The following is a 19,480-nucleotide window of genomic DNA, read 5'->3' as shown; positions in this document are numbered from 1 at the left end:
CTTGAGGTGAATAAATCACTTTCAAGGCCAGAAGATTGATATTTGTCAAATAATTAGCGGAGCATCCATGACATCGAAAAAGCTCACATCAGAGCAGCAGCACCTTTTCGATGCGCTGACTCCACTTCAACAAAAATTCTCATTGGCCCTCATCAAAGGCAAGAACCAGACCGACGCTTACAAGGCCGCCAAAGGGAAAGCCAAAGGCGATGCGATGCGTGCAGCTGCGTCGCGGATGTATGCAAATGTTAACGTTGTGGCGTTCCTCAAATCAGTTCAGGGCGAGGTCGTAGATGAGGCCATCATGGGTCGCGAAGAAGCACTGAGGCGACTGACTTCGCTCGGGCGAGCATCATTGTTCGACCTGGCCGAATTTCGTAACGGTATGATTGGTGAAGATGAAGAAGGTAACCCAATCATGCAGGCCTCGTGGAGCTTCAAAGACTCTGCTCTCGTCACGCCAGAAGCATTGGCTGCCATCGCGGAACTAACCGCCGGACCGCAGGGGTTGAAGATAAAACTTCACGATCCAAAGGCGGCCATTAAACAGCTCGCAGAACTACAGGGATGGGAAGCACCGAAGGTAGTGCAGAACGAACTCACTAACCCTGATGGAAGCCTTATCCAAAAACCAACCGTTATTCGCTTAGTAGGAGTTTCGCCAGATGGGGGAAACAGTTGATCTCCAGATCCCCGCGAAACTCGTACCTGTCTTCACCGCTGAAAATGTTCGTTATCGTGGCTCCTATGGTGGCCGTGGTTCGGGGAAAACTCGTACCTTTGCATTGATGAGCGCCGTTCGCGCGTATGAGAAAGCAGAGGAAGGTATTAGCGGCGTCATCCTCTGTGGCCGCGAATACATGAACTCCCTCGAAGAATCGAGTATGGAAGAGGTGAAGCAGGCAATACGCTCCGTTCCCTGGCTCAATAACTATTTCGATATCGGTGAGAAGTACATCCGCACCAAAAACCGCCGGGTTAGTTTCGTGTTCTGTGGTCTGCGTCATAACCTCGACAGTATCAAATCAAAGGCCCGTATCTTGCTGGCCTGGGTCGATGAAGCCGAATCAGTATCCGACATTGCCTGGAAAAAACTTCGCCCCACGGTGCGCGAGAAGGGTTCCGAAATTTGGGTGACGTGGAACCCGGAAAAAGACGGCAGCGCTACTGATAAGCGATTCAGAAAGACTCCTCCAAAGAACTCTATTTTCGTTGAGATGAACTTCAACGATAACCCGTGGTTCCCCGACGTTCTGGAAGAAGAACGGCAGGATGACCTCGCGGTATTGGACTACGCCGATTATGCGTGGATATGGGAAGGTGCTTATCTCGAAAACTCCAACAAGCAGGTACTGGCTAATCGCTATGTGGTTCAGAGCTTCTCTGATGACCTCTGGCAAAAAGCAGACCGTCTGCTGTTTGGTGGGGACTTCGGGTTTGCAGAAGACCCGTCGACACTTATCCGCGGTTTTATCCTCGATAACTGCCTGCACATCGAATACGAGGCGTACGGGAAACACGTTGAACTCGACGACATGTGGAAGTTTTACGCTGGCAAAAGCGGCGCCAAAGCGAAGCAGCTTGAAGAGTGGAAGGTCACTGACGAAGCGAAATTCCCAGGCATTCCAGAGGCCCGCAAGTGGTCTATCAAAGCCGATAACTCGAGGCCTGAGACGATTAGCCACATCAAAGCGCAGGGCTTCAATATCTCCTCCGCTAAAAAGTGGCAGGGGAGCGTTGAGGATGGCATCACCTTCCTGCGTGGTTTCAAAAAAATCATTATCCACCCGCGATGCAAAGAGACGGCCAAAGAAGCCCGGCTCTATTCCTACAAAACAGATCGCATCACTAACGAGGTGCTGCCGGTCATCGAAGATAAAAACAACCACTGCTGGGATGCCGTCCGCTATTCGCTGGATGGGCTGATCCGCAGAAAAGGAAAGGGCATATTCGGATGAAATGGCTGAAATGGTTCTGGCCTAAACCCTCAAAAATTCTCGAAGAGGTAGCGCCAGCAGCGGAACCTGAGAAGAAAAAAATTTCAGGGGTATTTTCGACGCACGTCCAGCATAAGCATTTCACCCTGGATGACATCGAGAAAGCTGCTTTTCCTGTGCGTAATGCAACGGCGGTTAGCAGTGAAGGCAGGGCGATGGATGAGTCCTGCACCCAAGCGCCGTTAGCCGGCTATCGCTTTTCAACACTCGGCGGTGTGCCTGATAACGTTGTTGGCTGGTTCCTGTCGCAAGGGTTTATCGGTTACCAGCTCTGCGCCGTAATGGCTCAGCAATGGCTTGTTAACCGCGCCTGTAAAATTCCCCCAGAAGATGCCACGCGCAACGGCTGGAAGATTACCGGCATTTCTCCGGAGCAGGTTCAGCAGCTGGAGAAGATTGACCGGAAACGCGACATCAAGCGCCAGGTTCAGGAGTTTGCACGCTTCAACCGAGTATTCGGGATTCGTATCGCCATCTTCAACGTGAAGAATGACGACCCTAAGTACTATGAGAAGCCGTTCAATATCGACGGCGTTGCGGAAGGGAGTTATCAGGGGGTCAGCCAGGTTGACCCTTACTGGTGCTCACCTGAGCTCGACGGCGTGGATGTGTCCGACCCCGCGGCACCGAACTTCTACGAACCGACCTACTGGCGCATTGCCGGGAAGCGATATCACCGCTCGCACTTGGTGATTATCCGTTATGCCGAAGTGCCTGATGTCCTGAAGCCGACGTATCAGTTTGGCGGCCTGCCACTACCCCAGCTTATCTGGGAGCGTGTCTATTGTGCTGAACGGTCGGCGAATGAGGGGCCGCAACTGCTCATGTCGAAGCGCATGAACGTCATTAATACGGACCTCGACGAGGCCATGACGGATCCTGATGCGTACACGCAGAAGCAACAACTGGCGGCAGAATCTCGCGACAACTTCGGGTTCATGAACCTCGGTACTGATGACGTTTACACCCAGCACGAAACATCCCTTGGTGATGTCGACACGGTAATCATGACCGAATACCAGCTCACGGCTTCAGTGGCTGAGATGCCTTCAACAAGGCTGCTCGGCACTTCCCCAAAAGGTTTCAACCCAACGGGGGAGTATGAAACAGGCGCCTACCGCGAAACGCTGGCCGGGATTCAGGAGCACCACGGCACGCCCTTCCTTAACCATCATTATCAGCTGCTGACCAAATCCGAATTCGGCGAGTGTCTCGATGTCGAGATTGTATGGAATCCTCTGGACGAACCGACCGAATCCGAACAGGCACAGACTGGCCTGGCGAAAGCACAGACCGCGCAAATCTGGCAGGACCTGGGAGTGGTGAGTGCAGAGCAGAACCAGCAGAAGCTGAAGGACGACGAGTCCAGCGGCTATGAATTTGACGAGGTGGATGATGGCGGAGACGCTGACGCCGAAAGACTGGCAAAACAAATCTCGACCCTTTTACAGCCCGCTGTACCTGGAACAGCAGTACCAGCGCCGACTGAGACAACTGGTCGGTTGGATGAAGGGCAACCTGACTGATGAGTTGCTGGCAACCGGCGGCCCGTCTCTCGATTCGAAACTAACAACCCTCTCAAGCCGATACGCGAATCTTTTCCGCGATTACGCCCCCGCGATGTTTGCCCCTGTGCTTGCTGGTGTCGACAAATCCACTCAACGGCAATTCACTGCGTTGAAACTCGACGACGCTATCAACGCAGACCAGGTGAAAGGTTACTTTCAGGAAGCAGCGCAGAAGAACGCACAGCTGATTTCCACGCTGCCAACGGAACACATCGAGCGGATAAGGAAAGCGGTCGCGGAGAAGCCTGGCGACTTATCGGCGCTGAGCGACATTCTGACGGATGCGGATGGAAAGCTGACGCGGCGCTCTATGAACCTGGCAATGGACCAGACACGAAAGGCATACAACGACACGGCCATGATGAAGGCTAAGTCTGTCGGCGCTAAGCGTGGCATCTGGATCCACTCCCACCGCGGGCCAGCGCATTCGCGACCGTTGCACGTTAAAGCGAACGGTAAAGAATTCGATTTGGATACCGGGCTTCCAGTCGGCGACGAAGGCCAGAATGTCGTTCCAGGCGAGGAGCCGAATTGTCGCTGCACCTTCAAGCTGGTCATCGACTTTGGAGTGAAATAATGACAACCAGCGTTAAAGCCCTGGACCGTTCAGCGCGCGTTGTTGATGACAACGGGTGGATTAACGTCGAGGGCAACCCAATCAGCAAAGTCGGTGTATTCGACTACCTCGGGAGTGAGATACCCGGCGCGCCAGACCCCAACAAAATTTACCAGGTGTACCGGCCAGCGGAAGAACTCAGCAGGCCAGAGACGCTGGAATCCTTCAAGTTAATCCCCTTCATCAACAATCACACCTGGCTCGGCGCGGAAGGTGCGAACCCTGGCGATGTGGGAGTGGATGGGATCGTCGGCGAGAAGGTTTATTTCGATTACCCCTACCTTAAAGCCAACCTGCGCGTCTTTTCGGACGAATTAAAGCAGGAGCTGGAATCAGGAAAAGCACAACTATCACCGGCCTACAAATACGACGTTGAGCATGCTCCTGGCGTATTCGAGGGGCTGCAGTATCAGTATGTGCAGCGCAATCTGCGTTGCGGAAACCATCTCGCCCGAGTTGATGAGGGCAGAACAGGACCTGACGTCGCAGTGATGGATCAGGCCATTAACCAAAACTCCGACGGAGATAAAACGATGACTTTAGAGGAACTGATCGCCGCGCTCGGGAAACTGGATGCGACACAGCTTGCCGCTGTTATGGCTGCACTTCAGCAGATGAATCAGCCGGAAGCACCAGCCGAACCAGTGGTGGATGAAGACCCTTTGAACCCTGCGCCAGCACCTGCGGAAGATGAAGACCCGAATGCACCAAAGGCCACGGATGAAGATCCAGCAGCTCCAAAGGCTGAAGATGAAGAGCCTGGCGAAGAAAGCAAAGCACAGGATGCGAAAATCGCGGCGCTGACCAAAGAACTCGGCAACTTGAAGAAACAGGTTAAAGCCCAGGACACTGGCGCGCTGCTGAAAGAACTCTGTAAGCGTAATGAACTGGCAGCACGACTTACTCCGTTTGTTGGGGCGTTTGCGTGCGACTCCATGGATACCGTGGCGGTCGCCAAATACGGGCTAAATAAGCTGGGCATCAAAGATGTGGCTACCGGACATGAAGTTTCAGCACTGAACGCTGCGCTGGCAGTGAAAGCCGCTCAGCCATCAACCATCGTGGCATTCGGACAGGACGCAGCACCGAACAAAGCCAATGCCGTTTCAACCGTAATTGACGATCTCTAAGGGGCAATCATGACCTTTCAAACTTCTGTGGCCGACGATATGGCCTGGGGCATTCCCGGCGAGCAAGCGCTGGCCGGTGATGTTCGTGCTGAGCCGGTACAGCTTAAAACGGTATTTAATGGCACGCCTGGCACGCGCGCGCCATTCGGAGCGGTAGCGCTGACGCAGGCAGATGGTGAAAACGGCGTTGTGTCGATTGGTGGCGATGGCGTCTTCATTGGCATCCTGTCATCGCCGAAACAGTGGGTGGCTTATTCCGCGCTGGGTGGTAATGCGCCGGGCATTGAGGCGGGCGCACAACTGGAAGCCACTTCACAGACGCCGGGCATGTGGATGGAACTGACCACGTCCGCGGGCGTAGGGGATGCTATCGCCTATAAGGATGACGGCACACTGGTTGCTGCGCCAGCATCAACTGCCCCTGACGAAGCCACGTTGATTCCCGGTTCCCGCGTCGTGCGCTTTAACATTAACACTGGTGTGGCAATGGTTTCTCTTGTGCAGCTTCCGACCCCGGCGGCAAAGCCAGCAGCTTAACGGACGCCGGAACGGTTCAGTTAAGCGTGGATGGTGAAACATGGAGCTCGTCATTTCCTGATGGGTTCCTTGTTGCAGGTTCCAGTGTGGGTTTCTATGTGCGCGTCAATCCTGACTCGATGGTGGATGCTGACGACGGTTCATATGAATACGACTTCCTGATGACCGGTGCAGCTGGCGGTTTATCGCTGATTAACTCTCAGCGCGATATGGCGCACGTGACGGGGACAACTCCCGCTGATCAGGTTGGCCTGACGCTAAATATTGAATGCTCAGTGATTGATTTAGCAGGCAACTCGCTGGACTCAGCGCCGATATCGGGTGACTGGCAATAGCCGAAAGAAGAGCTGACCTGATAGAGAGCATCAACGCACCCGTCATCAGCAGAATAATTCGAAGGAAATAATAATGCGTAAAACTTCAACGGTGCATAAGCGCCTGTCTCCGGCTGCCGCACTTTTACTGCAAAGTAAGCTGCGTGGCGTAGCCATGGACTCAATGGAGAGCGTTCGTTCGCTGTCTAAGATCGGCATCCATATGTCCGAGTTCGCTGCAAAGACCTATGCCCAGGCGTATGGAATGGACGCCGCAGTAACGATTCCCGGCCTCACGGTTAATGCGGCACAGGGAAACAGCCCGTACATGCAGTTCCTGCAAAGCTGGCTTCCAGGCCAGGTGCAGGTTATCACTGCTGCACGTAAAGCTGATGAACTGATGGGCGTCGTTACTGCCGGCGCATGGGAAGACGAAGAGGTCATCCAGGAAATTCTGGAACTGGTTGGTGTAGCGCAGCCTTACACCGACCACGGAAACATTCCTTTGTCGAGCTGGAACCTGACCTACGAGAAGCGCGGCGTTGTCCGTTTCGAAGAAGGTATTCAGGTTGGCGAGCTCGAAGGCCTGCGCTCTGGTCGTATTGGTGTCGACTCGTCCGGAACCAAGCGAAATGCAGCATCGCTAGCTCTGGAAATCTCCCGCAACCGTGTGGCGTTCTACGGCTACAACGGGGCAACGTCTTATCCAATCTACGGCTATCTGAACGATCCTAACCTTCCTGCGTATATCACTGTGTCTGCTGGTGCGGCGGGAACAACCTGGGATAAGAAGACCTACGCTGAAATCGTGCGGGATTTGCTTACCGGCCTGTCCGCGCTTCGTACCAAGTCGAAAGAGGTTATTGACCCGACATCGACGCCGATCATCCTCGCGGTAGCGTCTGACAAGGTGGATTATCTGTCCACGCCGAATGAGCTGGGCGAAACGCCGTATGACTGGCTGAAAGAGAACTATGCGAACGTGACCGTTAAATCAGCGATTGAGCTGAATGACGCCAACGGCGGCGCGGACGTGTTCTATCTCTATGCGGAGAGCGTGGGTGATTCCGGTACTGACGGCGGCGGCGTAATCGATCAGGTTGTTCCTTCCCGCTTCCGTGCGCTGGGTGTGGACACGTCCTGCAAACTGGTTACCGAGGACTTTACCAATGCGACATCTGGCGCGCTGGTGAAACGACCTTTCGCTGTGTATCGCGCGAGCGGTATCTGATTAAACGGGCTGCCAGGCGGCCCTTTTCTATTTCTGGAGAACACTATGCCAGTCGTTTATTCATCCTGTACCGCTGATAACTTTTTCCCTGCCTGGAAAGGCCACGCCCGTAAAGACACCTACGATAAGGGCGTATTGATCAAAGGCGGTGCCAATGCGCAGGACAAGCGAACCATGATGACGCCGCGAGGCGCAGCCACGGTCGTGACTGCCGAAGAGCTTGAACTGTTACGCGCCGACCCTGCGTTTAATGGCTTTGTTGACCGCGGCTTCATGAGCGTGGACGAGAAAGGGAAAAATACCCACGACGCTGATGAGAAAGGCTCTGAGATGGAGAAAGACAAATCCGCTCAAGACACGCCTAAGGATTACGCGAAGATGGGTAAAAAGGCTCCCAAAGAGGAGAAGTAACTCATGATCGACGTCGAAGAGTTTCGGGAGAAGTTCCCGCAGTTCGTTAACCCAGTGCTTTATCCCACGGACAACATTTTGCTGATGGCCGACATGGTGGACTGCTACATCGACGTCGGTAACCGCTGGTTCCGCTGCGTAAAGTGCCAGGAGCTGATGACCGAGTTGCTGACTGCACACTTACTGGTGATTAACGGTACGCCCGCGGCACCCGCCAACGGCGCGACAGGTATTATCAGCAACGCGACAGTCGGCTCCGTCAGTGTGGGCTTTTTCAACGCCTCATCCAGTAAGGGGGCGTTTATGTCCTGGCTGGGTAAAACGCCTTACGGCGAACAGCTGGCGGCGCTGCTGGCGCGTTTGTCGATTGGCCTAGGGTACATCGGCGGCTCTCCAGAACGGCGGGCATTCCGGAAGGTGGGAGGGCGGTTCTGATGAGCGGTCTCAGTGAGCTGATTAAGCGGGTCGAGGCGATGGGAAAACTCAAAGCCGAAGTGGGCTGGCTGGATAGTGCCAAATATCCGGATGGGACCCCTGTCGCCCTGGTTGCACAGACGCAGGAATACGGCAGCCCGAAACAGCGCATCCCGCCTCGACCTTTCGTTCGTCCGACAATTTCCGAGCAGAACGGTGAATGGTCCCGGCAGATGGGGATCGGTGTGAAAGCTGTCGCTGGTGGTCACCGAACTCCGGAACAGGTTTTTGAGGCGCTGGGCGAGCTGGCGGCCGGTGATGTTCGAATGACGATAACGCAGGTAAATACGCCTGAGTTGGCTGATTCGACGAAAGCAGGCCGTGTCCGTCATGGACTCGAGCCTGAGAAGCCACTCCAGGCTACAGGGCTGATGCTGGCGACCTGCACGTCGATCGTTAAGGAGAAATGATGTTCGTTCCAGGCTCAAACCTTCTCGGCATTGCGCTCAGCGCTATCAGTCCAACGGCAGGCGTTCAGATTAAGCGATTCCTCGGGCAGCAGGAAAACAGTGCAGGCAGAACCATTAACGCATATGGCGACCCTGAGCCGCTGCCCGGCGCTTCAGTCCAGCCTCTCTCCTTCAAGGATATTCAGCAGCTAGGCCTGACAACCGGGCGAGAGTATGTGACGGCGTGGATCCAGACCGGTGCGCATTCAGCTTACCGCGGCGGCGCATCAGATTTAATTATCTGGAACAACGCTGAGTGGCAGGTACAGCAGCCAACCTCGTGGACGGTTCAGGACGGCTGGACTCAACTGGTGGCGGTCAAACAATGAATGAAATTTACGTTTTGCTTCGCCAAGTGCTGATTGGCGAGTTTGCGCGCCAGGGAATGCCAGTGCGGGTGATGCAAAGCTATGCGGGCGTATCTTCCGGGCCGCCAGATGTGCCAGCTCTTGTTATGCATCACATAGCCTCTGAGCGCGTAGGCTGGCAGTCACGTGACGCGAAAATCGTTGATGGTGAATCGCTGGTTATCGAAAAGCAGAACGTTGCAGAGACGATTCAGTTTAATGCAGTGATGCCGTTCGTTAAGCCGGAAGATGAAACAGAAGACACCCCAACCGTGCAAGGCGTGCTCACGCTGGCGTCAATGGTGCTCCAGAGCAAAACCATGCTGGATGCGCTTAAAGACGCTGGCATGGGGATGCAGGTCGTTAAACCGATCACCTCGAATTACATTCAGAACGAAAAGGAGCAATGGGAGAACGTCCCGAGCTTCGATTTGATTGTCTGCCACAAACTCACCCTGACGCACGCCGTCGGCGTCGTTAAAGAATTTACCAGCGGGTTTTACCGCGTCTAAAGAGGCTTGCTGATGAGCATTTCTATCAAAAAATACGTGGCCATTACGTCCGGCGTAGGGGCTGGTGCGTCTGTCAAAGAACGCGAACTTATTCTCCGGCTATTCACGACCAGTGCAGCAGTACCAGCAGGAACTGTCATGGAATTCACAGAGGTGGATGACGTGGCCACAACCTTCGGCACCGAGTCCGAAGAATATCTTCGCGCGGTGCCGTATTTGGGTTTTGTTTCCAAAATTATCACCAAAGCGAAAAAAATCTCGTTTGCGCATTATGACGCCGTGTCCGGCGGGGCAGCACCTGCGATTGTCGGTGGTACGGCTTTAACCACGATAGCAACCTGGAAGGCGATTACCGATGGCTCGGTTCGCATTGAAGTAGGGCAAAGTGATTATCTGCTTGCCGATCTGGATTTTACCGACGCCGCGTCGTTAGCCGATGTTGCTGACATTATTCAGACTGAACTGAAAACATCCCTCGGAGATGCTACGGTCACTTACGATGCCATTGCTCAGAAATTCAATGCCGCATTTGTAGGGCACGCTGTGCCGGCAGCCATCAGCATTCTGTCTTCTGATTCCGGTACCGATATTGCTGATAACCTTGGATGGACAGTTGCCAAGGGAATGGTTACGTCTGCTGGTTCCGCTGCTGAAACGGTAATGGATTACGTCGTTGAGGCTGATGAAATCAGCGATAACTACGGGTCATTTGGGTTCTGTGGTGAACCGTTTGATCTGGAGACCGTCAAACAAATCGCAGCCTGGAACAAAGTGCAGAACGTCAAATATCAGTATCTGGTCCCAGTCAAAAAAGCCGATTACGCCGACTGGTATAACGAATTACAGTCCTATGGCGGTTGCGCGCTGACTATCGTGGCTGAGACCAATTCTGAGTTCGACGAGCAGATCCCCGGAATCATTCTGGGAGCAACGGATTACAACCAGCGTAACGCCAGCCAGAACTATATGTTCCAGCAGGTCACCGGTATTTCTCCGAAGGTAGACAGCAGCACTGAAGCCAATGAAATCGACGCAACTCGTGTGAACTATTACGGGCGCACGAAGAATGCTGGACAGCCCATCGATTTTTACCAGAACGGCTACCTGTGCGGGACTTCAACCGACCCGCTTCAGATGAACGTATATGCGAATGAACAGTGGTTCAAAGCCGCAGCTACGGCGGTCCTGATGACAGGGCTGCTTTCACTCCCGATCATCCCTGCCACCGAAGAAGGTCGAGCTATTGTGCTGGGCTTGCTCCAGGACCCGATTTCACGCGCGCAGTTCAACGGAACGATTAAGGCCGAAAAGGATCTCAACGTCACTCAGAAAGCCTACATCATGCAGATCACCGGTGACCCGTTAGCCTGGCATCAGGTCCAGTCTATTGGTTACTGGCTGGATGCTTCCGTGCAGGAGGAAGCACAGCAGAACGGCACGACGAAGTACATCATCGATTACACGCTGCTTTATTCGAAAGCCGATGCGGTGAACAAAATTACCGGCCGTGACATCCTGATTTAACCATTCCTATAGAGCCGCCAAGTGCGGCTTTTTTAATGGAGATAAACGATGCAAGACATCTCTGGCTTCGGCCTACAGGTTCGCGTAATTGCGAGCAAAACCTTTCCGGCAGGATTCACCGTTACTGCATTTGCTGACGATTCCGACCCCTTAGACCTTCCAGCGCTCCAAATCAATGATGGTGCGGGCGGGCTTAATGGCGATATGGTCACGTGGTCCACTCATAACCTGATTGCGCTTGCGCTGGCTGTAATCCCTAAATCTGAGGATGACAAAAACCTGGCGGTGATTTACGAAGCCAACCGGGCCGCACGTGGCAAAAAACCTGCGAAGGATGTGATAACCATCGTTGGCATCTACCCCGATGGATCCACCATTACCCTGACTCCAGGCGTCATCAAAGACGGTCTTCCTGGTAATGCCGTTGCTTCAGCCGGCCGCTTCAAATCCAAAGTTTATAACTTCCTTTTCGAAGGTATGAGCCGAGTGGAGGCGTAACGTGGCTGAATTGCTAAACCCGAAAAGTGTCGAAGTCACAGACCGCAATGGCAATAAGTGCTGGTATATCATAGGCCAGTTCCCCGCCATCACTGGTCGGGAGATTGCTGCTAAATATCCGACTTCTATCGCCGCACTGGCGAAGCAGTGGGAGGAAAACCAGTACGGCGAGAATGAGAAAATCATGCTCAAGGCGATGTCCTTTGTCGATCGTGTTCTGGAAGATGGCAGCACCATCCGCCTGACGACCGCCGCGCTGGTAGATAACCATGTGAGTGACGCCGAAGCATTAATGCGCCTTGAACGTGAGTTACTGGAACACAATTTCTCTTTCTTCGAAAAGTTCACCCGCTCCATTTCCTCAGGCGGTATCGTTCAGAATATGCTCAAGTTGATTACGTCAACGCTGACAGCTTCATTGCAACGATCCTCTCAGCAGGACAAGCAACCCTGACAGAACTGAAAACCTCCGTCACACTCGAGGAGGCTTTTCAGCTGTGGGAAATTGTCATGACCACGCGATTTAATGAGTGGTGGGCAATGGAGCAGTCTAAAACTAAACGTTAAATATCAATGGTTGCCATGGTAGCATCGAGACTGAAATGCCTGTTCAGGCGTCATCATTTAAAGGCGATGGGATTAATATTAAATGAAAAAAATAACTATCTCGATGTTACTTTTGGTCGCTGCAGCTCAGCCAGCATTAGCTGATGTATCTCCAGTAAAAGATCCCGCCTATATCAATATGGTTGAATCCATAGCTAACAATGAGTACACGACATTCATGAATGGCGGTGATTCGGTTATTGGTGGCTCGGTGGTTGGTCCCTACACCGCTTCAGAACTCATCGCCATGTATGAGAAGAATGAATTGGCTGCAAATAAAAAACTCAAAGGGAAAAGGGTTAGAATAAAATCGATCGCTTCAGAAATCGGTGAAAATGCTACTGGGGATGCGTATGTGAAGGTTGATGGCAAGAATCAGTTCGAGAACATTTTTCTTTATGTCGATGGTGATGATGAGAAAATTCTCCAGCTAGAGAAAGGATCAAAAATTGATTTCCTTTGCTCTATGGATAAATACATCATGCATACCCCTATGCTTAAAAAATGTACTTTCACTGTTGATTCAGCCAAGAAGACCAAAGCAGATATAGTGAAATTTTTGGAAGAGGAAAAAATCACTAACAAATTCCAGGCAGCTATGAGAGTCATCTACGAAGACAACAAAGAAGTAATAACCAAATCATGCAGTAAGCCAGGAAATAGGTGCGACAATGCAATTATCCATTCTGTTTCCAAGGCCACGGATAAGCAGAAAAAACGCATGGAAGAGCTAATGAAAAACAATCAATAGCTGTTCACAATCTTTGAAACAAACCCTGCTTCGGCGGGGTTTTTTATTGGAGCAAATATGGGCGTTCTCGATACCTTTGTTTTCCTACTGGAGACCGATAACAAAAACGCCCTGAAGGGGTTCAACGAAACCGACAATGCAATGGGCGAGGTTCAGGGGGCCTCTGTCGATACCCGCACCCAGCTGCTGAACATCTTCAATGGAGTCGGGGAGAAAGCCGGATTCACGATTGATAATTTCAAGGAGTTGGCGGTCGCGACGCTTGGCATTGCTGGTGCTGGCCTGTCACTCAATGCAGTTCTGGACCACACGGCAGAGATGCTCCAGAAAGTCAGAGATGCCGAAACCGTTGGCGTGGACATTAGCCAGTATGACGCGCTATCCCGTACGTTTCAGTCGCTGGGCGTCGAGGCTGACGCTTTCCGCGATTCGATGGTTGATCTGAACGAATCATTGGGGGAGGCAGCCTCAGACGCAAAATCTGGCAAGGCTCAAGCGTTCAAACAGTTTGGCGTTTCTTTGCGGGATACGCAGGGGAATATAAAATCGGCTGATGAAGCGCTGCTCGAACTGTCAGATACCATGTCAAAGATGGACAAGCAGCAAGCCACCTTCCAGATTAAGCAACTCGGTATCACCGATAACGCTGTCATTTCTGCAATGCTCAATGGACGCAAGGAGCTTGAGCGACAGATTAAATTCCAGAAAGACCTTGGCGTTACGTCGAATGACGATGCCGAGCAACTCAAACAGTTTGCCGAAGCGCAAAACGAGCTTTCCGCCATCTTCACCCGCTTCGCTGATGTTCTGGCAATGACCGTCGTTCCCGCGCTGGACTTGTTAATTGATACCACCATTGCGGTGATTAAGTGGGGCCGCGAGCATAAGTCGTTCCTGTTGACCTTCCTTGGCGTGCTGGCGACTGCTGCGCTTCCCTCTGTGACCGCTGCGTTCTGGGGTATGGCGACGGCAGCGTGGGCGGCAGTGGCTCCGTTCCTCCCGTTTATTGCGGCTGTTGCCGCTTTGGTGCTGGTCATTGATGACCTGTGGAATTACTTCAACGGCGGCGAGTCTGTCATTGGCGACCTGGCGAAAAAATTCCCGATGCTCGGTGCTGCTCTGGACCGCATCAAAGACAGCGTCATTGGGGCATGGAATGCATTAAAACTGCTATTTGATAACCCCGGCGCTTTCATGGATGCGTTCGTTGCCGAACTGAAAAATAGCTGGAACGATATTGTATCCATGACAGAGAACGCAGCTGACCAGGTTTGGCAGGCGGTGGTCAAAGCCTGGGATAAGCTATCCTCCAGTACCAAAAAAGTGTTTAGTGATCTTCTTGCCTATGTGAAGGATATTTTCAGTCACATAGGAGATTACATTTCTGACAGCGTCAGCAACGCAGCGAAAGACGCCGGCAATGCTGTTAAAAACTTTCTTGGCCTTGGTGATGACGAACCAGATCCCGAACCAAAGGAACCCGCGCCGAAGGAACCCGCGCCGAAGGAAACCGCACCCCGTCAGAAGAAAAACACGCCAGGTGGAAAAGATATGCTGATTCCTGGTGATGATCCTGTCCAGGAAAAACCTGTCCCGCCAACAGGAAGGGAGCGTAAAAGTAAATCTGACGATGACCCTCTTCAGCAAAGCGCCTCGCTCGCAGGCAATGCACATAAAGCAATAACTACGGCTGCTGCGATGCCCGTTATACCACCTAACCCGGCGGCCGTTTCCGGCGCACGTACCACTACCGTCAGCAATCAGCAGCATATCGACAATGTGAACATTACTACCGGTTCCGGTGACCCGCAGCAGATTAGTTCTGCGGTGAGCAATGGCATGGGAGACAGCGTTCGCCAGATGACGGCGCAGTACGACGATGGAAGGAGTCATTAATGTCTTCGTTTTCCGACCTGATGAATACCGCCTCAGGAGCGATGTCTTCGTACAGTATGGCGATGGCATCGTTTGCGGTTGATGTTGTCCGGATAACTGATGAGTTTGGCACCCAGTTGTTTACTGAGGCCAGGGCAATGCGCGCCGCGGTTAATCGCTCTTCAACACTTTGCGAGCACCCACTGGAAACCGGAAACACCACCGCTGACTTCAAAGTGATCAAGCCGAACGTGGCGCAGCTGACCATGTTTATTCCGGCTGATGCCTATGGTTCTGTCTACCAGGAGATCGAGCAGGCGTACACCGACAGCACTTCACTGATTGTTCAGACTCGGGCGTCTTCATTCGCCAACATGGTCATTACTGACATGCCACATGATGAAGCGCCGGACCTTGGTGATACTGTCGCTGTAACGCTCACCATTAAAGAGGTCGTCTGGTTTACCACGTCTACCGAAACAATGCCCGCGAAGGAAGTCGCTGTTTCACCTAAATCGGCGAAGACTGGCGGCACGGCGAAGCCGGATGCGGACACCGTTAAGCAGGGGCAGAAAAGTGCTACTGATGCGACTGCCACGACGCAGAGCAAATCAGAATCAGTAATTCATGGGTGGTTTTCATGAAACAGATCCCATTGAAGGTTTATCCCCGACAATCGCTGTCTGTGGTGCTTGAAGGCTCGCTGTACGAACTTAGCCTCAAGGAGTGCAACGGCATCATGGCTGTGACGGTCATTCGGGATGGCGAGGCCATAGTGAGCAACAGGCGTGCTGTTGCAGGTATGCCGGTGATCCCGTCACGGTACCTGAATGACGGAAATTTCATTCTTCTGACTGACAACGATGAGCTGCCGTATTACACCGAGTTCGAAGGCTCAAACGTACTCGTATGGGTAACGAACGAGGAGATTGATAATGCTTGATGCCAGAATCCTCGAAGTTGGCATTGAGGTTAACGGCGAGATGAAGTTTTACAGTGGCGCGGCGATTTCCGTGAAGATCAACAAGTCCACTGACACGAAGCAAAATTCCTGTAGCGTGGAAATCGACAACATGCTTCTGGATACTGTTGATTATCTTGTCACTGAAACCTCACCGTGGAACCCCAGCCAGAAACCGAAACTTATCTCCATTCGTGCTGGCCGGCAGTCTACCGGAGTAGAGAATATCTATAACGGCGACGTCGTCCAGGCTGACCCCAGCATGCCGCCGGACCGCAAACTGACCATGAAGGCGCTGACACAGGACGGCGCAAAGTATAAATGGACGTCCCGCGCCTCCCCCAAGACTATCCAGCTGTCAGAGCTCTGCAAACACGTAGCTTCTGACTACTCTCTTGCGCTTCGTTTTGAGGCGAAAGACAAGACGGTTGCCAACTACGTTTACAACGGTTCAACAGCGCAGCAAATCAAGAAGCTGGAGCAGGTTGGTGATGTTGACTGCTTCATCGATGATGACTTTCTGGTTGTGAAGGATTACGGGAAAGGCACGAAGGGTAACGTCCGGCTGATCTCCAAAGATACCGGCATGATCGGAAATCCTGCGCCTGACGATAAGGGTGTGAAAGTGCGCATGCTGTTTGACCCGTCTATCAAACTGGGCCAGCAAATTGAAATCCGTTCAGAAGTGAACAAGTCGGTAAATGGGCAGTACGTTATTTACAACATGGCGATAAGTCTCACCACTCACGATAACGACTGGTATCTCGACTTGTCGTGCAACAACGACAACATCAAGTCCATAACAGAACAGCGGGAGGCGCAGAAGAAAGCGAATGCCAAATCCAGCACCTAGCCGCAGACCTGGGCAAGATACCGAACTAACCGGCGCGATGGACCTTGTCCTGCGCAAATTCCTTCTCGATGTTGATGACATGCTACCGGCGCGAATCGTTTCTTACGATCGTGAGAAGAATCGGGCACAAATCGAAATTCTCTATCGCGTCACTATGACAGACGGCTCCATGAATCCACTGACGGCTCCAGCCGAAGTACCTGCTCTGGTGATGGGTGGCGGCGGTATGTGCCTGACGTTCCCGCTTAAATCCGGTGACCTGGGGTGGATAAAAGCCAGCGACCGTGACATGTCACTGTTCCTACAGTCTTACGAAGCGGAGCCGGGCAACACAACCCGGCTTCATTGTTTTGAGGACGGGGTATTCATACCTGATGTGATGAAAGACTTCATGGTGTCTGATGGTGCTGCGGCGACATTGCAGACCCTGGACGGCACAACGTCTGTCGCAGTGAAACCCGGCAGCATCGTTTTGACTGTTGGTTCAACCACCTTCTCAATAAGTGAGTCGGGAATTGTCTCGAACAAAGAAATTCAGGCGCCTCAGTTCACCGACGGCAATCTGAATCTGGTTGGTCACGATCATACCAATCCGGAGGGCGGGGACGTTGGCCCTGCGAAGAACCCATGAAAACTTTTGCCACGAATGACAATTACGATATCTACATCGGCAATGATGGAAATCTGGCTATGGCGACGGATCTCGAAGCCGTAAAGCAGACGTGCGAACACGTATCCCGAACAATCCTTGGCGAGCTGCCCTATGCGCAGTCCCGCGGTATCCCTTTCTCGCAGCTGTCTCTTAATGCGAGCTCGAACACGGGTCTGTATGACATGTACCTGAGGAAGGTATTGAAAACGGTGGCCGGTGTAACAGGCGTCGGAAACATCGCATTCCAGCTTGATGGCGAAAATCTGGCGTATTCAGTCGAGATTAAAACCGAATATGGAACGGAGAAGATAAGTGGCAACTTATAAGTATTTGTCACCTGAGGGGGTGATTGTACCGGATACCTCTGAGATCCTTTCCGATACAGAGAGTGAATGGAAATCGACGTTTGGTGATGACCTGGATGTTACCGATGACACTCCACAGGGGCAGGTGATCGCCAGCGATGTGGCCGTTCGTTCCGAGGTGGTTTCCAACAATGCCGCCGTCGCTAATCAAATCAATCCAAATTACGCAGGGGGAGTTTTCCTCGATGACATTTGGGCGCTGACCGGAGGGAAACGCAGACAGGCAACTTACACCCTTGTGGACAGCGTAGCGCTAACTGGTGTTCCTGGCGTTGTTATTCCATCAGGATCCAGAAGGGCTACAACAGCCGGTGATTTGTTTCAGCTGCTAACGACCGTGGTGCTGAGCAATGACGGTACCGGCACAGGCGACTTTCAGGCGCTCGAGCCCGGCCCGGTTGCCTGCCCTGCGCATGCGCTTACTAAACCGGTATCCGGTTACACCGCGGTGGGTTGGGAAACGTCAGATAACTTGGTGGCCGGAACCCTCGGGGCGGAAGAGCAATCCGATTTATCAGCGCGAAAAGAGCGCCGGCAGACACTGGCGTTGCAGGGGCGGTCCATCTCAGAGGCTGTGTATTCAAACGTTCGCGCGGTTGAAGGCGTCCGCTCGTTGTCCTTCAGGGAAAATACGGATTCTGAAGACCAGACGATCGATGATATCGATCTGGTTGGACACTCTGTTTGGGTTTGCGTCGATGGAGGTCTTGATCAAGATATCGCTGATGCTTTGTACTCCTCGAAGACAGGAGGAGCGGCATGGAATGGCGATGTATCCGTTGAAGTGACGGACCCATGGTCAGGCCAGAAAAGTAATGTTCTGTTTGACCGGCCAACGGCGGTACCCGTTATGGCGCGTTTCACTGTAGCTGCGAAAGGGAGCAGCACTGGAGATCCGGAATCGGTCATCAAGGAAACGGTAGTGCAGTACGCGTCAGGGCAACTTGAGAATGGTGAAGAGGGTTTTGTGCTAGGCACGGATGTGTCGCCGTTCGAACTGGCTGCTGCGGCGAATACTGCATCACCGCAGATCTTCATCAAGAGCGTTGAAATTTCGCTTAAGTCATCAACCCCTACCTGGTCAAAAGACGACATCCCTATCGGCCTAAATGAGAAGGCAACGATTCAGGAGGACGACATCATTGTGGTGACCACATGAAAATTCAGCAATTCGATTTCAGCCTCGACCTGATGAAGGTCGTCAAATGGGAATATGACCAGGCTCCAAACCTGATAAATATCCTCAGCCTGAAGCAAGAGTGGTACGGCGCGAACCACGAGCAATTCTGGGTCGCATGGGAACGTGATGTTTTCAACCTCCTGACGGCGAATGACTTTGGGTTAAACGTCTGGTCTATCATCCTTGAACTCCCTCTTTACTCAGTTTCCGGTGCGAGCCCAACAGACTACCCGGCATTTGGGTTTGCAGACTTCGGTCTGAACTTTGGTAACAGCAATTTTGCTACTGATGCGGATACCGTTAACCGGCTCAGCGTTGAGCAAAAACGCGATCTTTTGCGAATGCGTTGGTGGCAGATAACGTCAGACGGCTCCATGCCATCTATAAACCACGCGCTAAATGATGTGTTTGGTGCTGATGTCTACGCACTCGATGGTCAGGATATGACTATCACCGTGGTGTATCAGAAGGTGCTGCCAAATTTAATGATGAACTTACTTATAGAGTTCGATCTCATTCCTCGGCCATCAGGCGTGTTGATTAATCACCTTGTTAAACCTCGTGACGCATTCGGCTTCGCCAATTACGGCCTGAACTTCGACCAAACCAATTCTCAATTCGGAAATTAA

Annotated in this window: 25 protein-coding genes; all 25 read left to right on the top strand. The window is 52.5% G+C overall.

The window, feature by feature from the left end:
* Positions 1–67 precede the first annotated feature (67 nt).
* The 25 genes from A8O29_RS12565 to A8O29_RS12445 all read left to right on the top strand — a co-directional run bounded on the left by A8O29_RS12565 (position 68) and on the right by A8O29_RS12445 (position 19,480).
* A complete protein-coding gene (locus A8O29_RS12565; protein ID WP_125353962.1) occupies positions 68–682 on the top strand; it encodes a terminase small subunit in 615 nt (204 codons plus the stop codon).
* Positions 666–1,958, top strand: a complete 1,293-nt coding sequence (locus A8O29_RS12560) for a PBSX family phage terminase large subunit (protein WP_125353963.1) — start codon at positions 666–668, stop codon at positions 1,956–1,958. The genes A8O29_RS12565 and A8O29_RS12560 overlap by 17 nt, the downstream gene beginning before the upstream one ends.
* Positions 1,955–3,523 (top strand): phage portal protein, encoded by a 1,569-nt coding sequence (locus A8O29_RS12555; protein WP_125353964.1) that lies wholly within the window; start codon positions 1,955–1,957, stop codon positions 3,521–3,523. Before A8O29_RS12560 ends, A8O29_RS12555 begins: the two co-directional genes overlap by 4 nt.
* Complete coding sequence (locus A8O29_RS12550) at positions 3,504–4,142, top strand: phage minor head protein (protein ID WP_168713854.1); 639 nt, start codon at positions 3,504–3,506, stop codon at positions 4,140–4,142. Before A8O29_RS12555 ends, A8O29_RS12550 begins: the two co-directional genes overlap by 20 nt.
* Positions 4,142–5,311 carry a DUF2213 domain-containing protein gene (locus A8O29_RS12545; RefSeq protein WP_125353966.1) on the top strand — a complete coding sequence of 390 codons (1,170 nt, stop codon included), beginning with the start codon at positions 4,142–4,144 and terminating at the stop codon, positions 5,309–5,311. The genes A8O29_RS12550 and A8O29_RS12545 overlap by 1 nt, the downstream gene beginning before the upstream one ends.
* Before the next feature lie 9 nt (positions 5,312–5,320).
* Positions 5,321–5,848, top strand: coding sequence for a structural cement protein Gp24 (locus A8O29_RS12540; RefSeq protein ID WP_125353967.1), 528 nt, complete (start codon positions 5,321–5,323; stop codon positions 5,846–5,848).
* Positions 5,849–5,934: 86 nt separating this feature from the next.
* Complete coding sequence (locus A8O29_RS12535; protein WP_125353968.1) at positions 5,935–6,183, top strand: hypothetical protein; 249 nt, start codon at positions 5,935–5,937, stop codon at positions 6,181–6,183.
* A gap of 73 nt (positions 6,184–6,256) precedes the next feature.
* On the top strand, positions 6,257–7,393 hold the full coding sequence (locus A8O29_RS12530; RefSeq protein WP_125353969.1) for a major capsid family protein: 1,137 nt from the start codon (positions 6,257–6,259) through the stop codon (positions 7,391–7,393).
* A gap of 45 nt (positions 7,394–7,438) precedes the next feature.
* Positions 7,439–7,804, top strand: a complete 366-nt coding sequence (locus A8O29_RS12525; RefSeq protein ID WP_125353970.1) for a hypothetical protein — start codon at positions 7,439–7,441, stop codon at positions 7,802–7,804.
* A 3-nt stretch (positions 7,805–7,807) separates the two neighbouring features.
* The gene (locus A8O29_RS12520) at positions 7,808–8,239 is read left to right on the top strand and encodes a DUF4054 domain-containing protein (protein ID WP_125353971.1); all 432 of its coding nucleotides are present in this window, start codon (positions 7,808–7,810) and stop codon (positions 8,237–8,239) included.
* Positions 8,239–8,688 carry a hypothetical protein gene (locus A8O29_RS12515; RefSeq protein WP_125353972.1) on the top strand — a complete coding sequence of 150 codons (450 nt, stop codon included), beginning with the start codon at positions 8,239–8,241 and terminating at the stop codon, positions 8,686–8,688. The genes A8O29_RS12520 and A8O29_RS12515 overlap by 1 nt, the downstream gene beginning before the upstream one ends.
* Positions 8,685–9,056 carry a phage collar protein gene (locus A8O29_RS12510; RefSeq protein WP_148098777.1) on the top strand — a complete coding sequence of 124 codons (372 nt, stop codon included), beginning with the start codon at positions 8,685–8,687 and terminating at the stop codon, positions 9,054–9,056. The genes A8O29_RS12515 and A8O29_RS12510 overlap by 4 nt, the downstream gene beginning before the upstream one ends.
* Positions 9,053–9,586 carry a phage gateway protein gene (locus tag A8O29_RS12505; RefSeq protein WP_125353974.1) on the top strand — a complete coding sequence of 178 codons (534 nt, stop codon included), beginning with the start codon at positions 9,053–9,055 and terminating at the stop codon, positions 9,584–9,586. Before A8O29_RS12510 ends, A8O29_RS12505 begins: the two co-directional genes overlap by 4 nt.
* A gap of 12 nt (positions 9,587–9,598) precedes the next feature.
* Entirely contained in the window at positions 9,599–11,110 is a 1,512-nt protein-coding gene (locus tag A8O29_RS12500; RefSeq protein WP_125353975.1) for a DUF3383 domain-containing protein, read from the top strand.
* Between the two features lie 48 nt (positions 11,111–11,158).
* Positions 11,159–11,608, top strand: a complete 450-nt coding sequence (locus A8O29_RS12495) for a phage tail fiber protein (RefSeq protein ID WP_125353976.1) — start codon at positions 11,159–11,161, stop codon at positions 11,606–11,608.
* Position 11,609: 1 nt separating this feature from the next.
* On the top strand, positions 11,610–12,062 hold the full coding sequence (locus tag A8O29_RS12490; RefSeq protein ID WP_125353977.1) for a hypothetical protein: 453 nt from the start codon (positions 11,610–11,612) through the stop codon (positions 12,060–12,062).
* Between the two features lie 195 nt (positions 12,063–12,257).
* Positions 12,258–12,965, top strand: a complete 708-nt coding sequence (locus A8O29_RS12485; protein WP_125353978.1) for an OB-fold protein — start codon at positions 12,258–12,260, stop codon at positions 12,963–12,965.
* A 57-nt stretch (positions 12,966–13,022) separates the two neighbouring features.
* The gene (locus A8O29_RS12480; protein ID WP_125353979.1) at positions 13,023–14,861 is read left to right on the top strand and encodes a phage tail tape measure protein; all 1,839 of its coding nucleotides are present in this window, start codon (positions 13,023–13,025) and stop codon (positions 14,859–14,861) included.
* Complete coding sequence (locus A8O29_RS12475; RefSeq protein WP_125353980.1) at positions 14,861–15,484, top strand: phage baseplate protein; 624 nt, start codon at positions 14,861–14,863, stop codon at positions 15,482–15,484. Before A8O29_RS12480 ends, A8O29_RS12475 begins: the two co-directional genes overlap by 1 nt.
* Positions 15,481–15,783 (top strand): phage baseplate plug family protein, encoded by a 303-nt coding sequence (locus A8O29_RS12470; RefSeq protein WP_125353981.1) that lies wholly within the window; start codon positions 15,481–15,483, stop codon positions 15,781–15,783. Before A8O29_RS12475 ends, A8O29_RS12470 begins: the two co-directional genes overlap by 4 nt.
* Positions 15,776–16,654 carry a baseplate hub protein gene (locus A8O29_RS12465; protein WP_125353982.1) on the top strand — a complete coding sequence of 293 codons (879 nt, stop codon included), beginning with the start codon at positions 15,776–15,778 and terminating at the stop codon, positions 16,652–16,654. Before A8O29_RS12470 ends, A8O29_RS12465 begins: the two co-directional genes overlap by 8 nt.
* Complete coding sequence (locus A8O29_RS12460; protein WP_125353983.1) at positions 16,635–17,285, top strand: Gp138 family membrane-puncturing spike protein; 651 nt, start codon at positions 16,635–16,637, stop codon at positions 17,283–17,285. Before A8O29_RS12465 ends, A8O29_RS12460 begins: the two co-directional genes overlap by 20 nt.
* Entirely contained in the window at positions 17,282–17,632 is a 351-nt protein-coding gene (locus A8O29_RS12455; RefSeq protein WP_125353984.1) for a contractile injection system sheath initiator, read from the top strand. Before A8O29_RS12460 ends, A8O29_RS12455 begins: the two co-directional genes overlap by 4 nt.
* On the top strand, positions 17,619–18,830 hold the full coding sequence (locus tag A8O29_RS12450) for a baseplate J/gp47 family protein (protein WP_125353985.1): 1,212 nt from the start codon (positions 17,619–17,621) through the stop codon (positions 18,828–18,830). Before A8O29_RS12455 ends, A8O29_RS12450 begins: the two co-directional genes overlap by 14 nt.
* Positions 18,827–19,480 carry a baseplate wedge 1 family protein gene (locus tag A8O29_RS12445; RefSeq protein ID WP_125353986.1) on the top strand — a complete coding sequence of 218 codons (654 nt, stop codon included), beginning with the start codon at positions 18,827–18,829 and terminating at the stop codon, positions 19,478–19,480. The genes A8O29_RS12450 and A8O29_RS12445 overlap by 4 nt, the downstream gene beginning before the upstream one ends.

The sequence above is a fragment of the Scandinavium goeteborgense genome, from assembly GCF_003935895.2.
Classification (GTDB): Bacteria; Pseudomonadota; Gammaproteobacteria; order Enterobacterales; family Enterobacteriaceae; genus Scandinavium; species Scandinavium goeteborgense.
This window is presented reverse-complemented; position numbering and strand designations above follow the sequence as displayed.